This window comes from Leclercia sp. UBA5076 (genome assembly GCF_002416465.1).
Lineage (GTDB): Bacteria > Pseudomonadota > Gammaproteobacteria > Enterobacterales > Enterobacteriaceae > Enterobacter.
The window spans coordinates 371,462-395,735 of record NZ_DIAO01000003.1; the positions used below are offsets into that span (position 1 = coordinate 371,462).

Consider the following 24,274-nt stretch of genomic DNA (forward strand, 5'->3'; position numbering starts at 1 on the left):
CCCTGAAAACATACCGGGAGCCCTGGATGTATTATCTTAAGAACTGAGCAACCCAGCGAAGTAATTCAATTAAGGAGTACTGCCCAAAGAGTTCTCCCTCATTTGTCACCCAGATCGGGAAAAACAGCAGCAGGCAAACAGTAAGCAGGCTGGTGAGAAGAAGACTCACAAACCAACCGCTACGTAAAATCTTCTGATTAACCGCCCACTTAGCCAGATGCTGGCCCATTCGCCAGCGGACCCAGCCCCTGCGCCATAAATACCCCAGGAAAGAGATAACAATGGCAGCGATGGCAATAAACAGGCCGCAGTAACGCGCCAGTACCTCCAGGGATGCGAGTAAATTATGCTGATTATCCCAGCGCAGGAACGGCGTAAGATAGACCCGTCCTGTCGCAATGTCGCTGAACCAGATATCGCCATAAGCGGTATAAAGCGGCATAAACAGATAGATAATGACAGCGCTGAAGATTGCCCACTTCACCACCGACCAGTTTTGCACAGCCTGCGTAATGGCTTGCAGGCTGGTCAGGGCTTCATCAATATAGGTCGTCGTAACCCCACGATTCATCGCTTCGCGGAGCATATCCCCGGATTTACCCTTGCGGTTCGCATCCAGCATCTCCTGATGGGCTTCCGATTCCATAAAGGTGGCCACCGTTTTACGGCTGCACGCCGCAACAAGCGGATTCAGCAATTTCACTCTGGTGGTTCGATAGACAAGCTCGTTAAGATCGTTTTTCAGCATCAACTCAACGACATGTCCCGCATCCAGTATCTGCGGACGACGACCGTAAACGATCCAGTTAACAGGCTGCGCAGCAAGCTGGGCCTGGCGCAGCTGACTCGTAAATCGGGCAAAGGGTACGCTGGCGTTGTAGAGAAAATTAACGTTACGCAACCCCTCATCAATACTGGAATCTGCCAGCTCAACGGCGCCATAATCCGCCAGTTCCGGGATGCCCGCTTTGTAGAGACCATCTTTGATGAACCTCGGCACATCCTCACGATGGTAGATCAGTTGGTATTGGGGCACGGCAACGCTGGAAAGCCGGGTAATGCGGGTTGTTTCGCCTGTTCCCTCACAGGGTGAACAGCGCTGGTTTCCCGATCCGCTACAGTGGCCGCAGTTCACCTTACCGCCTGTGCAGGTGTAACACATCCGGTAGTGGCTCTCCGTGCGATACTGATTGGTGTAGTGATCGAAATGGCTACGCTGTTCCAGTACCTGCCCGCTTCCACCACAGGTGGTGCAGCTCACGCGTCCAGTGCCATAGCACCAGGAGCAATTGACCTGTCCGCGACCATGACAGTTAGTGCAGTTCTCAGTTAAACAGAGGCGCGTTGGGTGGGAATAGATCTCTTGCTCTTTTTCAAGTGCCCCGTACGGCTGGGAAAGCACCAGCGCCTGAGCTTCACGCAGTGTTTCTGCACGGGACAAGACCGCGCTGGTTTCAGCCTGAAGCGCCTCGGCGTACTGGAAATTACTGGTAAAAACGCGGGTGCCGCTCCCGGCGCTGACTCTTCCTACCTGCGTGTGATCTGTCTTCTCAATGCGAAAATGGAGACTTAAGTTAATCTGGTAGTCGAAATCAATTTTTTCGACCAGTTCCAGGTCAAGATTATCTGGCTGTAGCCTCGTAGAACGCTCCACGAAGTTTTGAATGGTGGTAGAGCACGTATCCAGCCACGCGTCTTTCATCTTTATTACCTGAATTGAGAGTTGTTATCGGCAGAATGATATGGCTTCGCCCGGGTTAGGCAACTACTAATAAACGGAGTTGGGGGCATTAAGCATGACGCATCTTGCATATATAAAACAAAGTGAGTGGAAATCGGACTGAATTAACGCCTCGCGTACAGCCAATATTTAATTCATTTTTATTAAATGTCATCCCACGCCTGAAAGTCCTAAAAAACGCATAACCTCAATTTATTAAAGGTTGCTGATGGACTGAAGCCGGAGCCAGCGCTCTTAGCCTCAGAGCAGCCGCCTGCAAAGGGGATGTGATTTCGTAAACGACACTGAACCCTAGGTTAATCCGCTGGTGAAAGCCTGTATTCTTCACTTCATGATCGCCAACGAACACCCTTTCAGGTTCACCATGATTCTCCCCGTCTGGTATGCGACAAGATGGGAAATCTTTGTCTCCGATTTGAAGATGGCTTTTTCTTCTGGAATTTAACTTTGAGGCTCAATGCCCAGGATTGCACCTTCCCTGCGATTCTAAACCTCCACCCGCTCAAGGATCCTTCCCAGATATTCCCCAAGCTGATGTTTATGCAAATAAGCCTCAACTTCCCGCGCCCAGTTTTCTCCGTCGCCAAGCAGGGCGCGACTATGGGTAGCAGCATAGAGATAGCGGGTATCATAGAGATTAATCAGCGTCTGATTTATACCCTCAACGCTGCATGCGGGGTTTTTACGTTGCTGTAGCTCCAGCGCACGGACAATACGTTCCTGATGCTGCGGATCGGAGGGAAACTCTCTCTCATGCAGTTCACTGAGCACCAAAAACTGCGGTGGGATCCCTTCTGCAATGGCCGCCTGCAGACGATAATGACCATCAAGGATTACAAAAGACGCCAGCCCGGCAATGTGCCGGACCAACACTGGCGGTAATGCGCCTTCACGGCATTTTTTACGCCACCATTTCAGCCGCCCCGCATCGGTGTTTATCGGGTAACGTCCCAACAGCAAATTGCCGCCCCACCACCAGTCTACGTGCCTGACTTTTTGCGGATCCGCTAAATCAGGGAAGTCCTCGCCATAGAGCACCCAGTTGCAGCCCATGTTTCCGGCGCTGGCAGGGGAATCAAAACGCCAGTCTGCGATGGGTACAGAGGGTTGCACGGAGCGACTTACCGGTGCCATAGGCCTTAACAGCCACCGGCCGGCAGTCAGCAATGGCGCTGGCGAATCCATCAACCGCCGGGCAAAGTAGCGACACCATTCGCCTGTCCATGCCTGCGCGCCCTGCGCTTTAACCGACTCCACATCTGCCGAGGTCACTGACGGTAATAGCGCCTGCTGACCGGGATGGTCGGCGTTAAAGACCAGCCAGACGCCGGAAAGATCTTTCAACACTGTGGCCCAGAACAGCGTCTCGCCCTGAAACTGCAATGCCATGCGCCCATGGTGGCCGCTGAGCATCTCCATGGCATGACCGGGATGCTGCTCAGCCCGAACCGTCAGCTCCAGCCCCTGCCAGCGATTGTTCCGATCCAATAAATCTTTCCACCAGTATTGCGTCATTTTTCCTTGCCTGAGAGCGGCTTGCAGAGCATTAAAATATAGGTGATGGGAATAGCAGAGTAAATTTGGTCACCTGATTAAAGGTGTTGGAGTTCGCCCTTCAACTGTAAAACGTCACAAATTCACCAAATACATAGATTCACCGTTTACATCACCATTCATTTATTGTGTGATCCTGTTACAGGTTTCGGTAGTTAGCTACCTCACCCACCGTAACAGGATTTCATTGATGGAATTTTACCAGGCTGACCCTACGCTGGAGAACTACTGGCGCGGGGTGATTCTTTTTGGAAAGAACGTCGCATCGTACAAGTTCGCGCTTGCCCATGCTCTGTATGAGATTGATAAAACGGGCAGCGACATCATCACCCTTGACGAACTCGCCGTGCCGTTCAGCCGCCATCTTTGCGAACATCTGAAACACGCTCCAAAGCAGATCACCTCGAGCCGCAGCCAGTTTCTGGATACCTGCGCGCAGTTTAATAACGCCGAGGTTTCTCATAACCAACTGATTGAAACTACGGTACGGCGTGGTTTTGCCAACGTGATTGATGCCTTTCACAATGTGAATGGCGGCGAGATCGAAAAACGCTTTTTCATTGATGAGCGTAAGACCCATAACGGCATCCGCCTGACGGATAATTTCTTTCATCTGGGCGAACGCCAGCAGTACCAGAACCTGGCTTTTGAAACCACTGCGCGCTGGAATCTGGTCGAACAGGCCTGGGCGATGGGGGTTTCCCGCAACATTATTGGCGTAGAGTTCGACGAAGATAATCAGTTGCTGTTTAGCCATGTGAACGCGCGTCGGGTAAATATCACCAGCTGTCGCGATAGCCTTAACGGCTATCAGAAAGGACGCTGCTTCTACTGCTTCAAACCCATCAGCCTGACACCGGGCGATCCTGACCTGGCCGACGTTGACCACTTTATTCCCTGGGCGGCACGCGATACGGTAGCCAATATCAATGGGGTGTGGAATCTGGTCCTAGCCTGCAAATGCTGCAATCGCGGCGTTGAGGGCAAATCTGCTCGCCTGCCGGGAAGCAGACTCCTGGAACGGCTGAATGCCCGCAACGAGTATTTTATCCAGAGCAAACTTCCGCTGCATGAAACCATTGTCCAGCAGACCGGAAAGCAACCCGCCGCGCGGAAAAACTTTCTTGAAAATAACTGGAACGCTGCCAAAGTGAGGCTATTCCATACCTGGGAACCGAAAGCCGAAGGCGAGGCCACATTCTAATGACGCTTAAATACTATCAGGACAATGCACAGACCTTCTTCGACGGAACGGTGAATGTCGATATGTCCTCACTCTACGAGACCTTTACCAAACATCTTGCGCCTGGGGCTCGGGTGCTGGATGCGGGGTGCGGCTCCGGGCGCGATGCAAAGGCGTTTCTGGAGATGGGGTATCAGGTGGAGGCGTTTGATGCGTCTTCGGCGATGGTTGAGCTGGCGCGGGAGTATACCGGGTTGCCGGTTCAGTTGATGACCTTTGCAGAAGTGGACTGGAAGGAAGAGTTTGACGGGATTTGGTGCTGTGCTTCGCTTTTGCATGTTCCGGCTGTGGAGTTGCCGGACGTGATGCGGAAGCTTGCGGATGCGCTTAAGCCGGGCGGGGTTTGGTATGTGTCGTTTAAGTATGGGGATGGGGAGCGGGAGGTGGATGGGAGGAGGTTTACGGATATGGATGAGGTGGGGTTGCAGGCACTGATACGGGAAATAAAGAAAATCGAGATTTTTGAGCTATGGACGACAAAGGATAAGCGTCCTCACAGGACTGAGGTTTGGGTTAATGGAATTTTAGGGAAGAGATGAAGATCTATAAAATAGTCTTTTATTTAGTAATAATAAATTTAGTAAAATCTGAATATCTATTTTATTTAATAAATAATTTTTATCGCGGGAGTCATGACAAGTAGTGTTCATAACATTACTGCTGACTCCCTTGGAAAAAACTTACTCAGTTATGTCATGCTGAGTGTTTAAAATTTCATTTAGCAAGGTACATTCTTTAGCACGAGGTATCATTTTCGCATATGCAATAAAGAACGTTAACGTCACACCTGCTCCTGAGTATAATATCAGCTGTCCCCACACAGGAATTTGCTCACTTCTATATACAGCCAACACAATGCATAAAATTGAAAGAAACAGAAATTGCAATGAATAAAAGAAATAAATTCCATTTTCAATCCAATATGAAACCCCTTTCTTGAATACTAATACATTATTTTCTATCTCTAAAAACGACCTGAACTTTTTAAAGAAATTTATTGGTATTATATCTTTATTTTTATCCAGAAGCATCCATACTATTTTCTGCCTTGCAACATCTGAGATCCCAGAGGTGCGGTACCGTATTATCCTTTTAATTTCGTTATTTAAACATTCACGATCCTTATCATGCAATTCATATTGATTCAGCAAACGTTGATACTCATTAATTTTTGAGTTTCTAACGGCATTAAAAAGTGCAGTTATGCTACGTATTTTCCAGAACAAAAGGGCTAACACACTGATAATAGCGATAAAAAGCAAAACCTGTGTAACCTGAATGACGCCACTAGACACTGCTGTCACCAACCATCCATTTAAAATATCGAAAACCTTATCCATGACATCCTCCATAAAAAAATAAACATTACCACGAAATTTGATAATATTTCTTGATCACCACAGCCAATTCATTAATTTTTGACAGCGCTAATATCATTATTCCGCAGAATGATTTGTACATTCGAACTATGCCAGTCCTTTCTGCTATGTAAAGGCAATTGCTTTTAGCTTACTTGCTTGTGTCATTGGTGAGATTTCAGGTATGGTCGTGGAAAGCATAATGATTTTGTCGATATCAGCCCAAAACATCGTTCCAGGTCATTACCTGACTCACTAATCTGTGTAAAATCAGAGCTAATCCTATGTTGTTGAGAGCTCTGCTATGGCTGGCGTTAACAAAGCACATCTGACTGAAACGGACATTATCACCAAATTTATTCTTCCTGCCGTTAAGGATGCTGGCTGGAACGACCTGACACAAATCCGGCAGGAAGTAAAACTGCGTGATGGCAAAATTGTAGTGCGTGGCAAACTGGCCTCACGTATCAAAGTTAAATCTGCCGATATCGTGCTGTACCACAAGCCGAACTTGCCGTTGGCAGTTATCGAAGCCAAGGCTAACAAGCACGCCATCAGTAAAGGGATGCAGCAGGGAATGGACTACGCAAGCCTGCTCGATGTTCCCTTTGTATTTGCCTCCAACGGTGACGGGTTCATCTTCCACGATAAAACCAATACGCAGCAGCTCGAATCCGAAATTGCCCTCAGTGACTTCCCAACGCCTGAGCAGCTCTGGCAAAAATACTGTGTCTGGAAAGGGTTCACTCAGGAGCAGTTGCCGGTTATCAGCCAGGACTATTTCGACGACGGCAGCGGAAAATCACCCCGTTATTATCAGATGCAGGCGATCAACCGAACGGTAGATGCTGTATCAGCTGGAAAGAATCGCATTCTGCTTGTCATGGCAACCGGTACGGGTAAAACGTATACCGCATTCCAGATTATCTGGCGGCTGTGGAAGGCCAAAAACAAAAAACGCATCCTCTTCCTCGCGGACCGCAATATTCTTGTCGATCAAACTAAAAACAATGATTTCCAGCCTTTCGGCGCGGCAATGACCAAAGTCTCCGGACGCACTATCGATCCCGCCTATGAGGTGCATCTGGCGCTGTACCAGGCCATTACCGGACCAGAAGAACATCAGAAAGCCTATAAACAGGTGGCGCCTGATTTCTTCGACCTGATTGTCATTGACGAATGCCACCGTGGCAGCGCCTCCGAAGATTCCGCCTGGCGAGAAATACTGGAGTATTTCGGCAGTGCCACTCAGGTCGGTCTGACGGCAACGCCAAAAGAAACGGAAGACGTCTCCAATATCGATTACTTCGGTGAGCCGATTTACACCTATTCGCTGAAAGAGGGTATAGAAGACGGATTTCTCGCCCCCTATAAAGTCGTGCGCGTTGACATCGATGTTGATGTCCAGGGATGGCGACCCGTCAAAGGCCAGCTGGATAAGTACGGCGAAGAGATTGAAGACCGAATCTATAACCTGAAAGATTTTGATCGCAAACTGGTCATTGATGAACGCACCATGCTGGTAGCGCAGACCATCACCGATTACCTGAAACGCACCAATCCTATGGATAAAACCATTGTTTTCTGCAACGACATCAATCATGCCGACCGCATGCGCCACGCGCTGGTGATGCTCAACCCCGAGCAGGTGTTGAAGAACGAAAAGTACGTGATGAAGATCACCGGCGACGATGACATCGGCAAGGCGCAACTCGATAACTTTATTAATCCTAAGAAAGCTTACCCTGTTATTGCGACAACGTCAGAGTTGATGACTACCGGCGTTGATGCGCAGACCTGTAAGCTGGTGGTACTGGATCAAAACATTCAGTCGATGACCAAGTTTAAACAGATCATCGGGCGCGGCACACGCATCAACGAAAAACACGCCAAGCTGTGGTTCACTATTCTCGACTTCAAAAAGGCGACCGAGCTGTTTGCCGACCCACGCTTTGATGGCCTGCCAGAAAAAGTGCTGGTGGTAAAACCTGACGATATCTCCGATGAAAGTTCCGACTTCAATGAGCGGCTGGACGAAGAAAACACTAACGATGATGGGGATAATCCTGCCAGTGAAGTGCGAGAAGACGCCGCTGAGTATCACGTTAGCCGCGACAACCATTCCGGAAATGGTGAGTTTCATAGCGATGATGCAGACAAAGTCCGCAAATTCTATGTGAATGGCGTAGCGGTGAAAGTACTGGCGAAGCGCGTTCAATATTACGATTCTGACGGCAAGTTGGTCACTGAATCCTTCAAGGATTACACTCGCAAAACGATGCTGAAAGACAACGAGTACGCCTCGCTGGATAGCTTCGTGCGCAAATGGCAGGAGGCACCTCGCAAGCAGGCAATCATCGAAGAACTGGAGCAACTGGGGATTCTGTGGGACGTGCTGGCCGAAGAGGTGGGTAAAGATCTCGACCCGTTTGATTTGCTCTGCCATGTGGTGTACGGTCAGCCGCCGTTAACCCGTCAGGAACGCGTGGCCAATGTGCGTAAGCGCAATTACTTCACCAAATACGCCGAGCCAGCACAGCAGGTACTTAACACGTTGTTGGATAAGTACGCCGATGAAGGCGTTCAGGAAATTGAGGACGTTCAGGTACTCAAACTGAAGCCATTCGATACGCTGGGGCGTCCGATAGAAATCATCAAAACCCGCTTTGGCGACAAAAAGGCGTATGAGCAAGCCGTTAACGAACTGGAAAACGAAATCTACCAGCTTCCGCCGCGCTCAGCCTAATAACACGTAAATTTATTGCCACTGGCCGCAACTGCGACCGGTGGCATCCTTTTTAAGTATGGAAAGAAAACATGTCGATTAGTTCAGTCATTAAATCTCTTCAGGACATTATGCGTAAAGACGCCGGTGTGGACGGCGATGCCCAGCGTCTGGGGCAGCTTTCATGGCTGCTATTTTTGAAGATTTTTGATACTCAGGAAGAAGAGCTGGAACTGGAGCAGGATGACTACCAGTTCCCTATTCCGCAGCGCTACCTATGGCGTAGCTGGGCGGCGAACAGCGAGGGCATCACCGGTGATGCGTTGCTGGAATTTGTGAATGACGATCTGTTCCCTACGTTGAAAAACCTCACCGCACCGATCGATAAGAACCCGCGTGGCTTTGTGGTCAAGCAGGCGTTCAGCGATGCCTACAACTACATGAAAAACGGTACGCTGTTGCGTCAGGTGATAAACAAGCTCAATGAAATTGACTTCAGCAGCAGCCAGGAACGCCATCTGTTTGGTGACATCTATGAGCAGATCCTGCGTGACCTGCAAAGCGCCGGGAATGCGGGCGAATTCTATACCCCGCGTGCCGTGACGCGCTTTATGGTCAACCGTATAGACCCGAAACTCGGCGAGTCGATTATGGACCCGGCGTGCGGAACCGGCGGCTTCCTGGCCTGCGCGTTCGACCATGTAAAAGACAACTACGTTAAAACCACCGAAGACCATAAAACCCTGCAACAGCAAATTCACGGTGTCGAGAAAAAACAGCTTCCACACCTGCTGTGCACCACAAATATGCTGCTGCACGGCATTGAAGTACCGGTGCAAATCCGTCATGACAACACGCTCAACAAGCCTCTCTCTTCCTGGGATGAGCAGATTGATGTGATTGTCACCAACCCACCGTTTGGCGGCACTGAAGAAGACGGCATTGAGAAGAACTTCCCGGCAGAGATGCAGACCCGCGAAACCGCCGACCTGTTCCTGCAACTGATTATCGAAGTGCTGGCAGACAAAGGCCGCGCGGCGGTGGTATTGCCAGACGGCACGCTGTTTGGTGAAGGTGTAAAAACCAAAATCAAAAAGCTGCTCACCGAAGAGTGCAACCTGCATACCATTGTGCGCTTGCCGAACGGCGTGTTTAACCCGTACACCGGTATCAAAACCAATATTCTGTTCTTCACCAAAGGCCAGCCAACCAAAGATGTGTGGTTCTACGAGCATCCGTACCCGGACGGCGTGAAGAACTACAGCAAAACCAAACCGATGAAGTTTGAAGAGTTCCAGGCGGAAATCGACTGGTGGGGGAATGAAGCTGACGATTTTGCCAGCCGCGAAGAAAACAACCAGGCGTGGAAAGTGGGCATCGGTGACATCATCGCCCGTAACTTCAACCTTGATATCAAGAACCCGTACCAGGGTGAAACCATCAGCCACGATCCGGATGAACTGCTGGCGAAGTACCAGAAACAGCAGGCAGACATCAGCGAGCTGCGTAACCAATTGCGCGATATTCTTGGTGCAGCTCTGGCGGGCAACAAGGGGGCGAACTGATGACCGTAGAGAAGCTGATCACCGACCATATCGATATCTGGTCCTCTGCGCTGCAAACCCGCTCCACGGCCGGGCGTGGCAGTAACGGCAAAATCGACCTCTATGGCATTAAGAAACTGCGCGAGCTGATTCTAGAGCTGGCGGTGCGCGGCAAACTGGTGCCGCAGGACTCGAATGATGAACCGGCGTCTGAGCTGTTAAAGCGTATTGCTGCTGAGAAAGCCGAGCTGGTGAAGCAGGGTAAAATTAAAAAACAGAAACCGCTGCCTGAGATTAGTGAAGATGAGAAGCCATTTGAGTTGCCGGTGGGGTGGAAGTGGGCAAGGTTGAGTGATATCAGTAAGTACATACAACGAGGAAAAGGTCCAAAGTATGCTGAACACGGTTCTGTAAAAGTTGTATCTCAGAAATGTGTACAATGGAGTGGTTTTAAATTAGAACAATCTCGTTGGATAACGGATGAATCTATTCATTCATACACTGAAGAGCGCTTTTTGAAAGATGGGGATGTCCTTTGGAACTCAACTGGTGCTGGTGGTACGGCTGGTAGAGTTATTTATCTCCCTATAGTTAAAGGAAAACTTGTTATCGATAGCCATGTTACGTTAATTCGAACAGTTAGAGATAACGGACAGTTTATTAGTAACTATATATCCACTTATGGGGTACAGCAGCGTTTCGATCCAAAACACTCGAAAACATTATTATCTGGTACAACAAATCAGGCAGAATTAAATTCTTCCGTTGTTACTTCTTTCTTAGTTCCATTCCCTCCGCAAAATGAACAGGAAAGGATAAACGACAAAGCAGCAGAGCTTATGTCCCTCTGCGACCAACTGGAACAACAATCTCTGACCAGTCTGGAAGCCCATCAGCAGCTGGTTGAGACGCTTTTGGTAACGCTGACCGATAGCCAAAATGCCAAAGAACTTGCCGAAAACTGGGCGCGAATCAGCCAGCATTTCGATACGTTATTTACCACCGAAGCGAGTATCGGTGCGCTTAAGCAGACTATTCTGCAACTGGCTGTGATGGGTAAACTGGTGCCGCAAGATCCTAACGACGAACCGGCTTCTGAGCTGCTTAAACGCATTGAGCAGGAAAAAGCGCAACTGGTTAAAGAAGGCAAAATTAAAAAGCAAAAACCTTTGCCGCCGATTAGTGATGTTGAGAAACCGTTTGAGTTGCCACAGGGATGGGTGTGGATTCGATTTGGTGAAATTTTAGCAGAGTTAAAGTATGGAACTTCTCAGAAATGTGATTATTCAACTAATGGATATCCTGTCCTGAGAATTCCCAACGTGGTTGGAGGCGAAATATCTTTAGAAGATATGAAGTTTGGTAAGCTATCAAAGCATGAAGTGAAAGAGTTATCATTAAAAAAAGACGATTTAATTTTCATTCGTTCAAATGGAAGTCTAAGCATCGTTGGTCAGTGTACTTTATTACGACAAACTTTAGTTGATCATGCTTATGCTGGTTATTTAATCCGTGCAAGGATGTTTAGTGATTCGGTATGTGCTGAATATATATCACTAATGATGAAGACCTTCTTTATCCGCGATCAAATAGAGAAGCCGATCAGAACAACTACGGGCGTAAAGAATATTAATTCTTCTGAATTATCAAATTTAAAATTAGCCCTTCCACCTTTATCAATGCAGAAGGAGATTGTAGAAAAGACTGATATTCTTTTGAGTTTTTGCGAATCCCTTCAATCCCGCCTGCAATCCGCCCAACAAACCCAGCTCCACCTGGCGGATGCCCTCATCCACGCAGCATTAAACTAAGGAACAGACGATGCCGGTTCATCATGCTATCTGGCGGGTAGGAGAGACTCCCCAGCCGTTAACCATCAGCAAACTCGCCAGTGAACAACTGCTGGAGAAGATGATTTTAAACGACCCCACTATCCTCTCTGACCAGTGGATGATCATCGGCCATCAGGAAAATACGCTCGATAAAGGGCGTATCGATCTGCTGGCGATTGCGCCGGATGCCTCACTGATCCTGATTGAGCTTAAACGCGACCGCACACCGCGTGAAGTCGTTGCCCAAGCGCTGGATTACGCCTCCTGGGTGGATGATTTAACCGCCGATCGCCTGTCGCAGATTTATGAAAAATTTTCTGGTGGCGGAAATCTCGGTGAGGCATTTAAGCAACGCTTTAATGCTGCACTGGAAGAAGAGTCGCTCAACCAGTCGCATCAAATCATTATCGTGGCGGCAGAGCTGGATCCCTCCACTGAGCGTATCGTCGACTATCTGAGTAAGAATGGTATTTCGATTAACGTCCTCTTCTTCAAAGTATTCCAACATGGTGACGAGCAGTTCCTGAGTCGTGCCTGGCTTATCGACCCTAGTGAAACGCAAACCAATGCCGCGCAGGCCACTGCCGGAACAAGCGCCAATGCTAAGGAACCCTGGAATGGCGAGTTTTATGTCTCGTTCGGCGATCCGCAAAGCCGCGTCTGGGAAGAGGCACGTCGATATGGCTTTATCAGTGCGGGTGGTGGAAGCTGGTATAGTCAGACTTTAAAACAGCTTCAGCCGGGCGACCGCGTTTGGGTAAAAATCCCAGCAACGGGTTACGTAGGCGTCGGCATGGTTCAGAGCGCGGTCGAACCAGCCAGCAGCTTTACGATCAAAACGGAACACGGCGAAATGCCGGCAATAGATGTTCTTAAATACAGTGATCTGTATCGCCAGAATGCAGACGATCCCGACAAGTCAGAATATTTTGTTCCTGTAAAATGGCTGGAAACCCGATCCGATCTCGAAGCGGTGAATGAGGTAGGTTTCTTTGGCAATCAAAACACGGTCTGTAAGCCAACGACTCCCAAATGGCGTTTTACCGTGGAAAAATTGAAGCGCTATTTCACGCAATGGGACAGAGAGAAATAAGTTGTAAAAGAGATATGCAAAGCCTTTTTTAATACCTTAACACTGCAAAGTAAGGTGTGTTGAAAGCCTTACTTTGCAGTGTTACGGTAACGTTTGAAATATTCAATAAAAGTAATACATTGCCAATCGATTATCTTGAATGATAGTGTTATTATGCTGATATACATACTTGTCTTTGGTATCAAAATGGAGGGGAATAATAAGCGATGTGTTTATCGAGAAAACAAAAAGAGCAAGACAAGACAGGGCTGGAAACAGATGTTCAAATCCTGATTGTAGGGTGCTAACTTCTGGACCTAATGCGCATCCAGAGAAATCAACTAAGACTGGCGTTGCAGCTCACATTACTGCCGCTTCTCCAGGTGGTGCCAGATTTGACCCATCACTGACAGCTGAACAACGGAGATCAGCCGAAAATGGTATTTGGTTATGCCAAAATTGTGCTCATTTCATTGATACTGATTACTTAAATTATCCAGTGAAACGTTTATATGAATGGAAAATCCAAGCTGAATTTGAAGCAGAATGCGAAGTTAAACGGCTTCCAAAAAAAGAAACACCCTTTAACAATTCACACTTCCACGATAATCAAGAGGAGGGATGGATTTGCCCTTTCTGCGGAACAGTTGTGGGGCTAGGAAAATTTGTTTGCCTAGGATGTCATGCAGAAGTAGTACCCGGGTTAACTAAAAATGAACGTATTGAACTAGCTAAAACAGGAATGATAGCTGGCTTCGCATCATCCGTTATATTTTTATATATAGTTCCAAGTTGGATTCTGTCTTACTTTAAATTATCAATTCCATTTTCAGGAAATAAATTGATTATTTCAATTATATTTACAAGCGCAATCATTTCATTTTTTTGTGCAAGGGGAGTAGTATATTTGTCTGAAAAATCAAAAATGCAATCCCCCCTTAGATTTTTTCGTAACTCAGTCAGATAGCCCTCCAGATAATGGAACGATTGATGACACCAAAACAATAACATCGGCAAGATCAGCACCCAGCATTAACGCAAAATGCTTTGACAATGGAGATTCAGGAGTGATTGAGCGTTTAAAGAGAAGAGTAACCCTAACCCGCAGCCTCACGGTCAGAACGCGAAACAGGGTCATAAACGCCACTGAGGATGGTAAATTGATATACAGCCCGCGAAAGTTGAAGCCTTAATCGTTGAGGGAGGGGCAACCATAAGTGTGTAACTATGCAAACCGGGGATTCAGCTATGGGCTTAAAGTAGAATCCGGCTTGCAGAACCTTGCATCAACCAGAACAACCACATTACTTCATGCGTACAAGCCCCTGAGAGCCACTTGCGGTGGGTATTTAAGATGTGCAATTTTTGGTTCGGGTTCATGAAGGACTTTTGAGAGCTGACTTAGATTATTTAAACTGCATTCGTCTTGGTTATTAAGATACGAGGCAGTTCCCGTTTTGTTCAATACTTTGCAATATTTTGGTTCAATCTCCTGTTCTCATGCTGAAGAAATCAGCACTCGATCAAATTTTCATCTTTTTTTCTGAAACATTGACATATCGTCTAAGCCTTACGGCACGTAGGGTTGGTCGAAATTTCTTTTTAACAACCTCAATTTAACCTTAAAATCAACTCTTGTACTGCAAAGAATCCTATCTAGAATGCTGAACATGTAGGGGGTTATACTATTAACACACTCTATATGTTGTGCTCATGTATAAATGATGGGCATAAAAAAACCGAACTCACCTGCGTGAATCCGGTCTATGAAGCATGACCGCCATGAGTCTGCAAACTCATAACGATTGTTAGCCTCACTATCGTTTCTAACGGCTCGATTGTGCCCGGCCTGGTTGGTTATGTAAACAGTAAGATAAAATCAAAAGGAACGATCCATGCTTATTCAGAAAAAGCGTATTCGAAATATTGATAATTACATACCTAACTTTGATAGCCGTGATATCTACATTGCCCACTCTTTGCCAGACGCGAGGAAAACGGACTCTATTGGTTTCTCAAGTCAAAGAGCTTTAGGTGAAGAAGTCCTCCCCAAAATTTTAGGGCCAATAACCAGATTCAATGCGAATGGTAAATCAGTACCTGACAAAACGGCACCTAAAGAAATTGCATACAGACAAATTTCATGGACCAGAAAGCAGTGGATCGGAGGGGGGGACACGCAAGAAGTTACTGACACTCGTGAAATTGAATATAAGCGCTACAAGAGAATCCTCACCCCTCCACCAAGCATAGAGTTAAAGATTGTAGAGAATCTGCAAGGGGAGAAGTTGATCATCTCTCCAAAGTTAACTTTGACAGCAGACAACAAAGAGTTAGTGGCCCACTGCATTAATCTTTTTTTAGAGCTTTTTGGGTTGTGCGAAACTGTTGATGACCAACTTAATACCATTGTTAAAAGTAAATCTATAAAACTAAACTGGAGCCTTCTGCCTCAGGGTCAACAGCCTTGGAGTACTATCGGTTCAAAAATCCTTTCAGCTATTAAGATCAGGGGAAAGGGCAATACCGCTGTTGTTGAAGGCAGACTTGAACTTATCAATAGTAAAAAACCAGATTTTGTAGCGGTTGGGCAAGCTGGGTTCCAGGGCTACGTGATATTTGGGTTCACAGGCCAAAACATTTACGTGCTAGAAAGCTCACAATGTAATAACGCAACTTATATACTTAACAATAATTGGCAGCAGTTATCCCAGCTAACCAAAGCCGAAATACTGGACGGAAACTTACACCATGCCCGTGTCATCCATCGTATAAACTGGGCAGCAGAAATACTTAAATACTTACCGTAAAGCACCGGATGCGCGGGAATGACCCCCGCGCACTTTCATGAAACATACCGCAATAGAATCCATAGAGCACCATTAGTGGTAAAACAACAGCGGAACCGCTGGCAGAGCTTGCATATGGTCTGCAAGTACCGTGACCACCATAAACCTGTTTATCCCCTGCGGCGTCTCAGGACGGCGACAGAATAGGGGCATCAGGCTAAAATGCGCTTCACTAAAAGTTTTTTGGATTGTTTAGAACTGGTGGCTACGTCGTAGCTTTCAAGTTGAGTCAGTACGTGTTTGACGCCTGGAACTACACGCTGCTATGAGTTAGCATCCCAATTACCACTATCAACCACAGCGGCTTTTCAAGGGACATAACAGAGCATTTCTTACAGGCAAAAGAGAGAGATTCTATTGTCTAAGCAGCTGTATTGTAATGAATTTAGTGACTTGGTGCCGAAGGCCGGACTCGAACCGGCACGTATTTCTACGGTTGATTTTGAATCAACTGCGTCTACCGATTTCGCCACTTCGGCACTGAAGGGGATGCGGAAACGTTGTGGATTATACCTGTCGCGCGCCGCCATGCAAGCGGCGACGCGCTAAACCGCGTTAAGTGCCCAAAAAACCAGCGCTCCCGTCAATCCAGTTCCGTCACCGCCATCCGAATCACCCTCGCCGCCTTCTGCTCCGGCAGCTTCAGCACCTTGCCCCACATCGCCTGCACCATCTCGCAGGCAAGCTTCTCTTTGCCCACCGCGTTCTCTGGCATCACCAGCAATCGGATATCCTTGCCGTATTGAACCGTGAGCTCCTGCATAATCGGGCGCACATCCTCCACCGCGGCGGCGTGTTCTTCCGGAGTCACGGTGTGGCGATCGTTACTCCAGCCTGCGCGCATCATTTCGGCGTCGGCCTGCATGCGGCGCTGCATCAGGTCTTTATCCAGCACCCGCATCGGGTTGATACCCCCCTTCACGCCCGGGAACAGGAAACGAAAACAGGCGTCGTCACTCACCTTCTGAATGGCGGCCGTCTGCTCCATGTTGATCTTCATATACGCCACCGCATTCGCGTCGGGGGCGTATTGCAGGCGCGACATCTGCAGGCTAAGGATCTGCGGCTGGACCACGTCGATAATGTCCTGCTCAGAATCGCCCGCTTTTTGCATAGTGAGGATCTGCTCGCGGATACGGGTCACAAACCTGGGGTCCTGCTCTTTCAGCACCTGCCAGGCGGGCATGGCGTTGAGGGTGGTATCAAGCCGGTGATCGGGGGTGTTCTGCAGGCGTTGCTTGTCGTAATAAACCCAGAAGGCTACTGCTGCGGAGATAACTGCCACTGCGACTATAGGTGTCCACGCTCTTCTCATCGTTACGCATCCTTAATCCTTTAGCTATGCCGGTTTACACCGGCACGCCGCTATGGAAGCGAAACTCGTTATCCGGTGTTGAGATAAGTGTGGCTTCAATTTCACCAAAAAGCTGTATCCGGGAAGAGATATCCTCGTCGCTGACCTGTTGGGCAAGGGTCAGATAGTCCTGATAATGCCGCGCCTCAGAGCGCAGCAGCGACAGGTAAAACTTCTGCAACTCCTCGTCGAGGAACGGCGCCAGCGCGGCGAAGCGTTCGCAGGAGCGGGCTTCGATATAGGCCCCGCAGATGAGCTTGTCGATCAGCGTTAGCGGCTCGTGGGTGCGCACGGCTTTCAGCATCCCTTTGGCGTAGCGGCTGGCGGTGATTTTGACGTAGGGGATGTTGCGGGTCAGCATCGCCTCGCGCACCTGCCAGAAGTGGTGCAGCTCCTCTTTAATCAGCAGCACCATGCTGTCGATGAGCGCCTGGCCCCAGGGGTCGTCGGTCTTCGGCATCACGCTTTTGCCAATCTGCTTGTGCAGGGCGACAAAGTCCGGTTCCGGCCCTTCGCGGAAGGTGAAGGCTTCGTAGGGCTTGAGCCACTCGAGCAGCGCGTCGGCCCCGCTCTCGTCGGCGACGTATTTACGCACCAGTAACAGCGCGGTCTGGGCGGCTTTGAGCTCGCACACCATATGGTCGGTGAGCAGCAGCGGCAGGTTCGCCGGGTCGCGGGCTTGATCAATCCATGCTTGCGGGGTCGGGCACTGGAGGAAGTTTAAAACAGGGGCAAGTATCTGCGGGTAATCCATGTTCTGCCTTAAGATAGCGGCAGCCGAAGCTGCCGCAAATAACACTTAGTGACGCACGCCGTCGTCATCTTCGTCGATGAAATCTTCGTCGTCTTCGTCACCCTCTTCGCCGTTCGGATCTTCGAAGTAGGTGCCCCAGCCGTCGTATTCCACTTCAAACTTCTCGGCCAGGTTCATCAGCTGTTCAACCTGGGCGTCGATCAGCTCTGCCTTCAGCGCGCCTTCGCTCAGGATATCGCAGCAGATGACGGTGTCGCCCTCTTCCACTTCCAGCTCTTCCGGCTCGGTCACTTCATAACCCAGACGGAACGCTTCCACCGCCAGTTTCTCCAGCGCTTCGAAATCATCCGCAGAAAAATGGTGCTCGATGGTGTAGAGCGCATCCGGATCGCTGCCATCTTCCAGCAGTTCTTCAATAATCAGTCGCGTCTCTTCGCGCTGTTCTTCCAGCAGTTCTGGGTTTGCCATGGCTCGTTCCTCTTTAAAGTGCGGCAGATACTTCTATTTTCACACACGGATGTGTTTGCCTCCACCTTTGTAAGAAAGATTTGTGCAACGGGGTTGCAAGTGAATATTGATACAGATAAAGTGAATTTTAATTCAATAAGTGGCCTTTGCCATGTGAGGATAAAATGTCTGAACTGTATAAAAAACATTTCCTGAAATTGCTCGATTTTACCCCTGCACAGCTCACCTCTCTGCTTGCCCTGTCAGCACAGCTGAAGTCCGACAAGAAAAAAGGGACAGAAGTACAGAAACTTACTGGCAAAAACATCGCGCTCATCTTCGAAAAAGACTCAACCCGTACACGATGCTCTTTCGAAGTTGCCGCATTTGACCAGGGCGCACGCGTCACTTATCTCGGGCCGAGCGGCAGCCAGATTGGGCATAAAGAATCAATTAAAGATACCGCGCGGGTGCTGGGCCGGATGTACGACGGCATTCAGTATCGCGGCCATGGCCAGGAAGTTGTCGAAACCCTCGCGGAATTTGCTGGCGTGCCGGTGTGGAACGGGCTGACCAACGAGTTCCATCCCACCCAGCTGCTGGCGGACCTGCTCACCATGCAGGAACATCTGCCGGGCAAGGCGTTCAACGAGATGGTGCTGGTCTATACCGGCGATGCGCGTAACAACATGGGTAACTCGATGCTGGAAGCAGCCGCGCTGACCGGGCTGGATCTGCGCCTGGTGGCACCCAAAGCCTGCTGGCCGGAAGAGCGCCTGGTGGCGGAGTGCAGCGCGCTGGCAGAAAAGAACGGCGGCAAAATCACCCTCACCGAAGATGTCGCGGCGGGCGTGAAGGGCGCAGACTTTATCTACACCGACGTCTGGGTGTCGATGGGCGAAGCCAAAGAGAAGTGGGCCGAGCGTATCGCCCTGCTGCGTGGCTATCAGGTGAACAGCCAGATGATGGCGCTGACGGGTAACCCGGATGTCAAGTTCCTGCACTGTCTGCCGGCGTTCCACGACGACCAGACTACGCTGGGTCAGCAGATGGCGAAGGAATTCGATCTGCATGGCGGAATGGAAGTGACGGACGAGGTATTTGAATCGGCGGCAAGTATTGTATTTGACCAGGCAGAGAACCGAATGCATACCATTAAAGCGGTGATGGTTGCGACCCTGGGTGAATAACGATTGCGTTTAAATAACGGGAGGGTTTTGGCCCTCCTGCTTTTCAAATTATCTGTTCAGGAAATTAATTTGCTGTTACCCGCACCTTACCGTAAGGGCACTTTTTAAAAATACATTTTACCGGGGCATCGCACTGTTTGCTCTCCGGATCGCGATGGCCGGGACATCTGGACATGTTGTGCATCACGCGCCACAGGGTGTGGCTGTATTTATCAATTTGCAGAATATGAATATCGCATAGCTCGTCATTCACGAATAGACGGTTATATAATACTTTTATTTGATCGCCAGGTTTAAAAAGCCGCTCTCCGTTATACCAGAGAATATATTTATGATTATGCTGCGTAAGAATTTTTGAAAATAATGTTCCTGTGGCCGGACTGGCAATCGTACCCAAAGTGATCCATGTTTTAGATGCGGTCATCAAAATACCTTTAACGAACTATGCGAAAAGCGGAAAGCCATACGATCAATAAGTGTAAAAGAACAATTAAAATGCGATAATAGGTACAGCCTATTCTTTCAAAGATGGTCAATAAGCCTCAATATTCCCTTAAGTCAAATTTAACCGCCATGAATACTGAGAGGAATAGCGCTCCCGCCTCCCCGGTCGATTGATTTTTCAGCGTAAACAGGGTACTTTTTTGCCTTAATTCCAGCACGGATATGCCGATCTTATGCCTATTATTCAATCTGTTGAACGTGCCTTACAGATCCTCGATCTGTTTAACGAACAGGCGACGGAACTTAAAATCACCGACATCAGTAAACAGATGGGCCTGAGCAAAAGCACGCTCCACTCGCTCCTCAAAACCCTGCAACTGCACGGCTATATCGATCAGAACCCGGAGAACGGTAAATATCGCCCCGGTATGAAGCTGGTTGAGCGCGGTCACTTCGTGGTGAGCACCATGGATATCCGCCAGAAAGCGAAGCACTTCCTCACGGCGCTGTCGGAGCGTACCGGGCAGACCACCCATCTGGGCATTCTGGACGGGCGCGAAGGGGTCTATATCGAGAAGATCGAAGGCAAGCTGGCGGCCATCGCCTACTCGCGCATTGGCCGTCGCCTGCCGGTGCATGCCACCGCTATTGGCAAAGTGCTGATCGCCTGGCTGAGCGAGGCCGAGCTTAATACCCTGCTGGAAGGCTATCACTACACCACCTTTACCCCGGCGACACTGGCCTCCCGCGAGGCGCTGCTGGCCGCGCTGGCGCAGACCCGCGAGCAGGGTTATGCCCTGGACAGCGAAGAGAACGAACAGGGGGTGCGCTGCGTGTCGGTCCCGGTGCGTAACCATGAATCCCGGGTCATTGCCGCCCTGAGCCTCTCCACCTTAACCTCCCGGGTGGACGACGAGGAGCTGGCCCGCTTCCGCGAGCAGTTACAGGAGGCCGGGCGCCAGCTCTCACGCGCGCTGGGCTACCCGGCCTGAGCCGTTATACCGGCTCGTAAGTGAAGTAGTCGAAGTCGGCGTGGCAGCCGTCACCGCTGATGTCCTCGCAGTGCAGCCCCACAAACGCGCCGGTAAAGAAGCCGCGCCCGCCGATATAGTCATCTGACAGCTTCCACGCCTCGTACGTCACCGGCACGGTGTGCCACTGCTCCCCGTCAAACGAATAGCTGTAGCGGTAGACCAGACGATCGACATCCACCCGCAACCAGATGCTCTCTGCGCTCTCCGGCACCGGGATGGGCTGCTCGTGCAGCGGCCATGACGGCACATTGTGGTCGAGCTGGATCACCTTGAGGGTTCTGCCCTGCCCCTCCTCGTAATCGACAAAGCAGTAGCTCCAGTTTTTGCTGTTGTAGTAGCAGGTCAGCCCCGCACTCTGCTGGAAGTGACGCGGGGCAAACTCCATCCGCGTTTCCGCGCGGAAGGTGAAGTGCTGCCAGCGGCGCGCCACCGTGGACTGGGTGAAGGTTGAGTTCAGCGAGTCGTTGCCGTACAGCCGCAGGAAGCCTTTACGGGCCCGCAGGGAGCCGAGGGAGTCATCAAACGGAATGCGCAGGGTCTGCAGCTCCGGGTCGAGGCGCTCGCCGTCAAAATCGTCACGCCAGTCGGCCTGCGCCACGGCGGGGCTCTCGGTCATCTGCGGGCCTGGCACCGTGAGTTGGGCATGCTTGCCGCCCTCCACGTATGGCCAGCCGTCGCGCCATTCAATGCGCGCGATCCCCGTCTCACGCCCCAGGGAGCAGTATCCCCGCCCGCCGGAGCCCAGCAGCGGAATGCCCGGCAGGCGCTGCGGGCGGCTGGTGAGATAGGCCATGTACCACTCCCCGGTGTGGGTCTGCAGCAGTGAGCCGTGGCCGCTTTTTTGCAGCGGGTTCTCCGGCAGGTGCCAGCTGGTCATCATCGTCACCTCCGGGTGCAGCTCGTAGGGCCCGTCGATGGTTTTTGAGCGCAGCACCACGACGGCGTGCTCGTAGCTTGTGCCACCTTCAGCGACCACCAGATAGTACCAGCCCTCCTTACGGTAGATATGCGCCCCTTCGGTGTAGCAGAGCGGCGTGCCGGTGAAGAGGGTTTTGCGCTCCGGCGACAGCGTGCAGGTCTGCGGATCATACTCCTGCATCACGATGGTGTTATGCGGGTTGCTGTGGTGGCGCGGCCCCCACGGGCGGTAGATGTAATATTTGCGGCCATCGTCATCGTGGAACAGCGACGGATCAAACCCGCCGTTGCCCATCGGGATCGGCTCGCTCCATGGCCCTTCGATGGAGGGGGCGGTGACCAGGAAGTTGCGCCCGTTTTTCCACGGGGAGTCGACAATCTTCACATCGGTATAGAGCAGCCAGAACTGCCCGTCGGCGTAGCTCAGGCACGGCGCCCAGATGCCGCCGGAGTCCGGGTTGCCCTTCATGTCCAGCATCGACACGCGATCCAGCGGGGTGCTTACCAGCCGCCAGTTCTTCAGATCCCGGGAGTGGTAAATGCGCACGCCCGGGAACCACTCAAAGGTTGAGGTGGCAATGTAGTAATCCTCGCCCTGGCGACACATCGACGGGTCGGGGTTAAAGCCGGTCAGAATCGGGTTGGTAATGGTGTACATAGAGCCTCCTCCTTAATGAGATGCTGCCGTTGCCGCGGCGGGAATGGCTTCGCCCTGCGCCGCGCGATGCTTGAGTAACTGCTGGCTGATGGCCTCCACCCGCGCATCGGTGAGTTTGTAAAACGACAGCATGATGAACATGCCCACGTAGAGCGCCACCGGCACCACGCAGAACAGAATTTTGATGGTGGTGAGCACCTCTACCGGCTGCACGCTGCTGCTGGCGGAGTAGTTCACGTATGCCAGGATCCAGCCCACCACCGCGCCGCCAATCGCCAGGCCGATCTTCAGGCTGAACAGGTAGGTGGAGAACACCAGCCCGTCCAGACGACGGCCGCTGCGGCTCTCCTCGTAATCCACCACGTCGGAGGCCATCAGCCACTGCAGCGGCGTGGTGGTGTTAAAGACAAACAGGAACACGATGTTGAGGGCAAAGATCAGGGCGATATGCTCGGCCGGGGTGAAGAAGATCAGCAGGCTGATGAGGGAGTAAGCGACGATGATCCACTTGAAGGCCTTCACCCGGTCGAAACGGCCCAGCAGACGGGAAGAACAGAGCGAGCCAAACATGGTGGCGATGCTGCCGTAGAGCAGGAACTGGGTCGCCAGCTCCGGATGATCCATCACATATTTCACAAAGTAGAGCGTCGCCCCGCCGCGCACCACGTTGGAACAGGTGGCCATCATTTTGAAAGCGCACATGATCCGCCACTGGCTGTTGCCCAGCAGCAGCTTGAGATCTTTCGCCACCGACGATCCCGGCTGCACCTCAAAGGTGTAGCGCTCTTTGGTGGTGAAGAAGCAGACCAACAGCAGCACCACGCCGCAAAGCCCCAGCACGCACATCGCGCCGAAGTAACCCAGCTGCTCGTTGCCTTTCCCGATGATCCCCACCAGCGGCAGGGCAATGCCGCTGATCGCCAGCGATCCCGCCGCGGCGAGGAAGAAACGCCAGGACTGCATGGCATGGCGCTCCTTCGGATCGGCGGTGATCACCCCCGGCATGGCGCAATAGGGCACGTTGACGAAGGTGTAGACCAGGGTCAACAGGATGTAGGTGACGCAGGCGTAAATCACTTTGCCGTTGACCGAGAAATCCGGGGTGTAGAAGGTGAGCATGCAGACGAGGCCAAACGGGATCGCGCCCCACAGCAGGAACGGGCGGAACTGGCCGTAACGGGTGCGGGTGCGGTCCACCAGCAGCCCCATCAGCGGGTCGGTCACCGCGTCCAGCACGCGGGAGACGAGAAACAGCGTGCCCATAATCCCGGCGGATAAACCAAACACATCGGTGTAGAAATAGGCGAGCAGGAACATGGTCGCCTGCCAGACAAAGCCGCAGGCGGTGTCACCCAGCCCGTAGCCAATTTTATCTTTCATGGTTAATGGCATCATCAGAAATACACCCTTATTTAGTGTGCTGAATTCACAACAACGTGTTAATAGAGTGTAATAAGCTGATTAATTTATCAGCAATGGCCATATCTTATTTCTGAATTACGTTATTTTGCTTTTGTGACACTGCTCGATATATATCAAATGACTGTTTTAAAAGCG

20 protein-coding genes and 1 tRNA gene are annotated in these 24,274 nt (G+C 50.6%); 11 read left to right on the top strand and 10 right to left on the bottom strand.

Features of this window, described 5'->3' with window-relative positions:
- Window positions 1-31 precede the first annotated feature (31 nt).
- Both B3X29_RS03420 and B3X29_RS03425 read right to left on the bottom strand, forming a co-directional pair.
- Window positions 32-1,702 (bottom strand): DnaJ-like cysteine-rich domain-containing protein, encoded by a 1,671-nt coding sequence (locus tag B3X29_RS03420; RefSeq protein WP_159340156.1) that lies wholly within the window; start codon window positions 1,700-1,702, stop codon window positions 32-34.
- 525 nt (window positions 1,703-2,227) lie between these two features.
- Window positions 2,228-3,256, bottom strand: a complete 1,029-nt coding sequence (locus B3X29_RS03425; RefSeq protein ID WP_114316028.1) for a hypothetical protein — start codon at window positions 3,254-3,256, stop codon at window positions 2,228-2,230.
- A 229-nt stretch (window positions 3,257-3,485) separates the two neighbouring features.
- On the opposite strand from B3X29_RS03425, the gene B3X29_RS03430 reads away from it, so the two are divergent.
- Both B3X29_RS03430 and B3X29_RS03435 read left to right on the top strand, forming a co-directional pair.
- Complete coding sequence (locus B3X29_RS03430) at window positions 3,486-4,499, top strand: HNH endonuclease domain-containing protein (RefSeq protein WP_159340157.1); 1,014 nt, start codon at window positions 3,486-3,488, stop codon at window positions 4,497-4,499.
- A complete protein-coding gene (locus B3X29_RS03435) occupies window positions 4,499-5,077 on the top strand; it encodes a class I SAM-dependent methyltransferase (protein WP_159340158.1) in 579 nt (192 codons plus the stop codon). The genes B3X29_RS03430 and B3X29_RS03435 overlap by 1 nt, the downstream gene beginning before the upstream one ends.
- Before the next feature lie 141 nt (window positions 5,078-5,218).
- Here the strand turns inward: B3X29_RS03435 and B3X29_RS03440 are convergent, their stop codons facing one another.
- Window positions 5,219-5,878: a hypothetical protein gene (locus tag B3X29_RS03440; protein ID WP_159340159.1), complete on the bottom strand. Its 660-nt coding sequence runs from the start codon at window positions 5,876-5,878 to the stop codon at window positions 5,219-5,221.
- A 322-nt stretch (window positions 5,879-6,200) separates the two neighbouring features.
- Between B3X29_RS03440 and hsdR the strand changes: the two genes are divergently transcribed.
- The 6 genes from hsdR (at window position 6,201) to B3X29_RS03470 (ending at window position 15,879) form a co-directional block, all read left to right on the top strand.
- A complete protein-coding gene (hsdR, locus tag B3X29_RS03445; protein WP_159340160.1) occupies window positions 6,201-8,642 on the top strand; it encodes an EcoAI/FtnUII family type I restriction enzme subunit R in 2,442 nt (813 codons plus the stop codon).
- 71 nt (window positions 8,643-8,713) lie between these two features.
- Window positions 8,714-10,186 (top strand): N-6 DNA methylase, encoded by a 1,473-nt coding sequence (locus B3X29_RS03450; RefSeq protein WP_134349499.1) that lies wholly within the window; start codon window positions 8,714-8,716, stop codon window positions 10,184-10,186.
- Window positions 10,186-11,976, top strand: a complete 1,791-nt coding sequence (locus B3X29_RS03455; RefSeq protein ID WP_159340167.1) for a restriction endonuclease subunit S — start codon at window positions 10,186-10,188, stop codon at window positions 11,974-11,976. The genes B3X29_RS03450 and B3X29_RS03455 overlap by 1 nt, the downstream gene beginning before the upstream one ends.
- Before the next feature lie 10 nt (window positions 11,977-11,986).
- The gene (locus B3X29_RS03460) at window positions 11,987-13,090 is read left to right on the top strand and encodes a nuclease (RefSeq protein WP_159340168.1); all 1,104 of its coding nucleotides are present in this window, start codon (window positions 11,987-11,989) and stop codon (window positions 13,088-13,090) included.
- Between the two features lie 208 nt (window positions 13,091-13,298).
- Entirely contained in the window at window positions 13,299-14,036 is a 738-nt protein-coding gene (locus B3X29_RS03465) for a hypothetical protein (RefSeq protein ID WP_159340169.1), read from the top strand.
- Between the two features lie 928 nt (window positions 14,037-14,964).
- Window positions 14,965-15,879, top strand: a complete 915-nt coding sequence (locus B3X29_RS03470; protein WP_159340170.1) for a hypothetical protein — start codon at window positions 14,965-14,967, stop codon at window positions 15,877-15,879.
- 433 nt (window positions 15,880-16,312) lie between these two features.
- Here B3X29_RS03470 and B3X29_RS03475 read toward each other — a convergent pair.
- From B3X29_RS03475 to rraB, 4 genes are all read right to left on the bottom strand, one after another.
- Window positions 16,313-16,397, bottom strand: a tRNA-Leu gene (locus B3X29_RS03475).
- 104 nt (window positions 16,398-16,501) lie between these two features.
- The gene (locus tag B3X29_RS03480) at window positions 16,502-17,233 is read right to left on the bottom strand and encodes a topoisomerase II (protein ID WP_159340171.1); all 732 of its coding nucleotides are present in this window, start codon (window positions 17,231-17,233) and stop codon (window positions 16,502-16,504) included.
- Between the two features lie 34 nt (window positions 17,234-17,267).
- A complete protein-coding gene (gene miaE / locus B3X29_RS03485) occupies window positions 17,268-18,026 on the bottom strand; it encodes a tRNA isopentenyl-2-thiomethyl-A-37 hydroxylase MiaE (RefSeq protein WP_114316036.1) in 759 nt (252 codons plus the stop codon).
- Window positions 18,027-18,071: 45 nt separating this feature from the next.
- A complete protein-coding gene (gene rraB, locus B3X29_RS03490) occupies window positions 18,072-18,494 on the bottom strand; it encodes a ribonuclease E inhibitor RraB (protein WP_103178050.1) in 423 nt (140 codons plus the stop codon).
- Here rraB and argL point away from each other — a divergent pair.
- Both argL and argF read left to right on the top strand, forming a co-directional pair.
- Window positions 18,384-18,689, top strand: a complete 306-nt coding sequence (gene argL, locus B3X29_RS22565) for a putative translational regulatory protein ArgL (protein WP_371816481.1) — start codon at window positions 18,384-18,386, stop codon at window positions 18,687-18,689. The genes rraB and argL overlap by 111 nt on opposite strands.
- Window positions 18,659-19,663 (top strand): ornithine carbamoyltransferase, encoded by a 1,005-nt coding sequence (argF, locus tag B3X29_RS03495; protein WP_103178049.1) that lies wholly within the window; start codon window positions 18,659-18,661, stop codon window positions 19,661-19,663. The genes argL and argF overlap by 31 nt, the downstream gene beginning before the upstream one ends.
- A gap of 64 nt (window positions 19,664-19,727) precedes the next feature.
- Here argF and B3X29_RS03500 read toward each other — a convergent pair whose 3' ends face one another.
- Window positions 19,728-20,087, bottom strand: coding sequence for a hypothetical protein (locus B3X29_RS03500; RefSeq protein WP_103178048.1), 360 nt, complete (start codon window positions 20,085-20,087; stop codon window positions 19,728-19,730).
- A 253-nt stretch (window positions 20,088-20,340) separates the two neighbouring features.
- On the opposite strand from B3X29_RS03500, the gene B3X29_RS03505 reads away from it, so the two are divergent.
- Complete coding sequence (locus tag B3X29_RS03505) at window positions 20,341-21,099, top strand: IclR family transcriptional regulator (RefSeq protein WP_114316039.1); 759 nt, start codon at window positions 20,341-20,343, stop codon at window positions 21,097-21,099.
- A gap of 4 nt (window positions 21,100-21,103) precedes the next feature.
- Here B3X29_RS03505 and B3X29_RS03510 read toward each other — a convergent pair whose 3' ends face one another.
- Together B3X29_RS03510 and B3X29_RS03515 are read right to left on the bottom strand one after the other, a co-directional pair.
- The gene (locus B3X29_RS03510; protein WP_159340172.1) at window positions 21,104-22,717 is read right to left on the bottom strand and encodes a glycoside hydrolase family 43 protein; all 1,614 of its coding nucleotides are present in this window, start codon (window positions 22,715-22,717) and stop codon (window positions 21,104-21,106) included.
- A 12-nt stretch (window positions 22,718-22,729) separates the two neighbouring features.
- Window positions 22,730-24,112 carry a glycoside-pentoside-hexuronide (GPH):cation symporter gene (locus tag B3X29_RS03515; RefSeq protein WP_290503562.1) on the bottom strand — a complete coding sequence of 461 codons (1,383 nt, stop codon included), beginning with the start codon at window positions 24,110-24,112 and terminating at the stop codon, window positions 22,730-22,732.
- Between the last annotated feature and the right edge of the window lie 162 nt (window positions 24,113-24,274).

What these genes read in the sequence shown, in the direction of transcription:
- B3X29_RS03505 (WP_114316039.1), top strand. Translation starts at nt 20,341, where the DNA reads ATGCCTATTATTCAATCTGTTGAACGTGCCTTACAGATCCTCGATCTG.
- B3X29_RS03430 (WP_159340157.1), top strand. Translation starts at nt 3,486, where the DNA reads ATGGAATTTTACCAGGCTGACCCTACGCTGGAGAACTACTGGCGCGGG.
- B3X29_RS03455 (WP_159340167.1), top strand. Translation starts at nt 10,186, where the DNA reads ATGACCGTAGAGAAGCTGATCACCGACCATATCGATATCTGGTCCTCT.
- B3X29_RS03450 (WP_134349499.1), top strand. Translation starts at nt 8,714, where the DNA reads ATGTCGATTAGTTCAGTCATTAAATCTCTTCAGGACATTATGCGTAAA.
- B3X29_RS03425 (WP_114316028.1), bottom strand. Translation starts at nt 3,256, where the DNA reads ATGACGCAATACTGGTGGAAAGATTTATTGGATCGGAACAATCGCTGG.
- B3X29_RS03500 (WP_103178048.1), bottom strand. Translation starts at nt 20,087, where the DNA reads ATGACCGCATCTAAAACATGGATCACTTTGGGTACGATTGCCAGTCCG.
- miaE (WP_114316036.1), bottom strand. Translation starts at nt 18,026, where the DNA reads ATGGATTACCCGCAGATACTTGCCCCTGTTTTAAACTTCCTCCAGTGC.
- B3X29_RS03510 (WP_159340172.1), bottom strand. Translation starts at nt 22,717, where the DNA reads ATGTACACCATTACCAACCCGATTCTGACCGGCTTTAACCCCGACCCG.
- argF (WP_103178049.1), top strand. Translation starts at nt 18,659, where the DNA reads ATGTCTGAACTGTATAAAAAACATTTCCTGAAATTGCTCGATTTTACC.
- B3X29_RS03470 (WP_159340170.1), top strand. Translation starts at nt 14,965, where the DNA reads ATGCTTATTCAGAAAAAGCGTATTCGAAATATTGATAATTACATACCT.
- B3X29_RS03435 (WP_159340158.1), top strand. Translation starts at nt 4,499, where the DNA reads ATGACGCTTAAATACTATCAGGACAATGCACAGACCTTCTTCGACGGA.
- B3X29_RS03460 (WP_159340168.1), top strand. Translation starts at nt 11,987, where the DNA reads ATGCCGGTTCATCATGCTATCTGGCGGGTAGGAGAGACTCCCCAGCCG.
- B3X29_RS03515 (WP_290503562.1), bottom strand. Translation starts at nt 24,112, where the DNA reads ATGATGCCATTAACCATGAAAGATAAAATTGGCTACGGGCTGGGTGAC.
- B3X29_RS03420 (WP_159340156.1), bottom strand. Translation starts at nt 1,702, where the DNA reads ATGAAAGACGCGTGGCTGGATACGTGCTCTACCACCATTCAAAACTTC.
- rraB (WP_103178050.1), bottom strand. Translation starts at nt 18,494, where the DNA reads ATGGCAAACCCAGAACTGCTGGAAGAACAGCGCGAAGAGACGCGACTG.
- hsdR (WP_159340160.1), top strand. Translation starts at nt 6,201, where the DNA reads ATGGCTGGCGTTAACAAAGCACATCTGACTGAAACGGACATTATCACC.
- argL (WP_371816481.1), top strand. Translation starts at nt 18,384, where the DNA reads ATGGTGCTCGATGGTGTAGAGCGCATCCGGATCGCTGCCATCTTCCAG.
- B3X29_RS03480 (WP_159340171.1), bottom strand. Translation starts at nt 17,233, where the DNA reads ATGAGAAGAGCGTGGACACCTATAGTCGCAGTGGCAGTTATCTCCGCA.
- B3X29_RS03440 (WP_159340159.1), bottom strand. Translation starts at nt 5,878, where the DNA reads ATGGATAAGGTTTTCGATATTTTAAATGGATGGTTGGTGACAGCAGTG.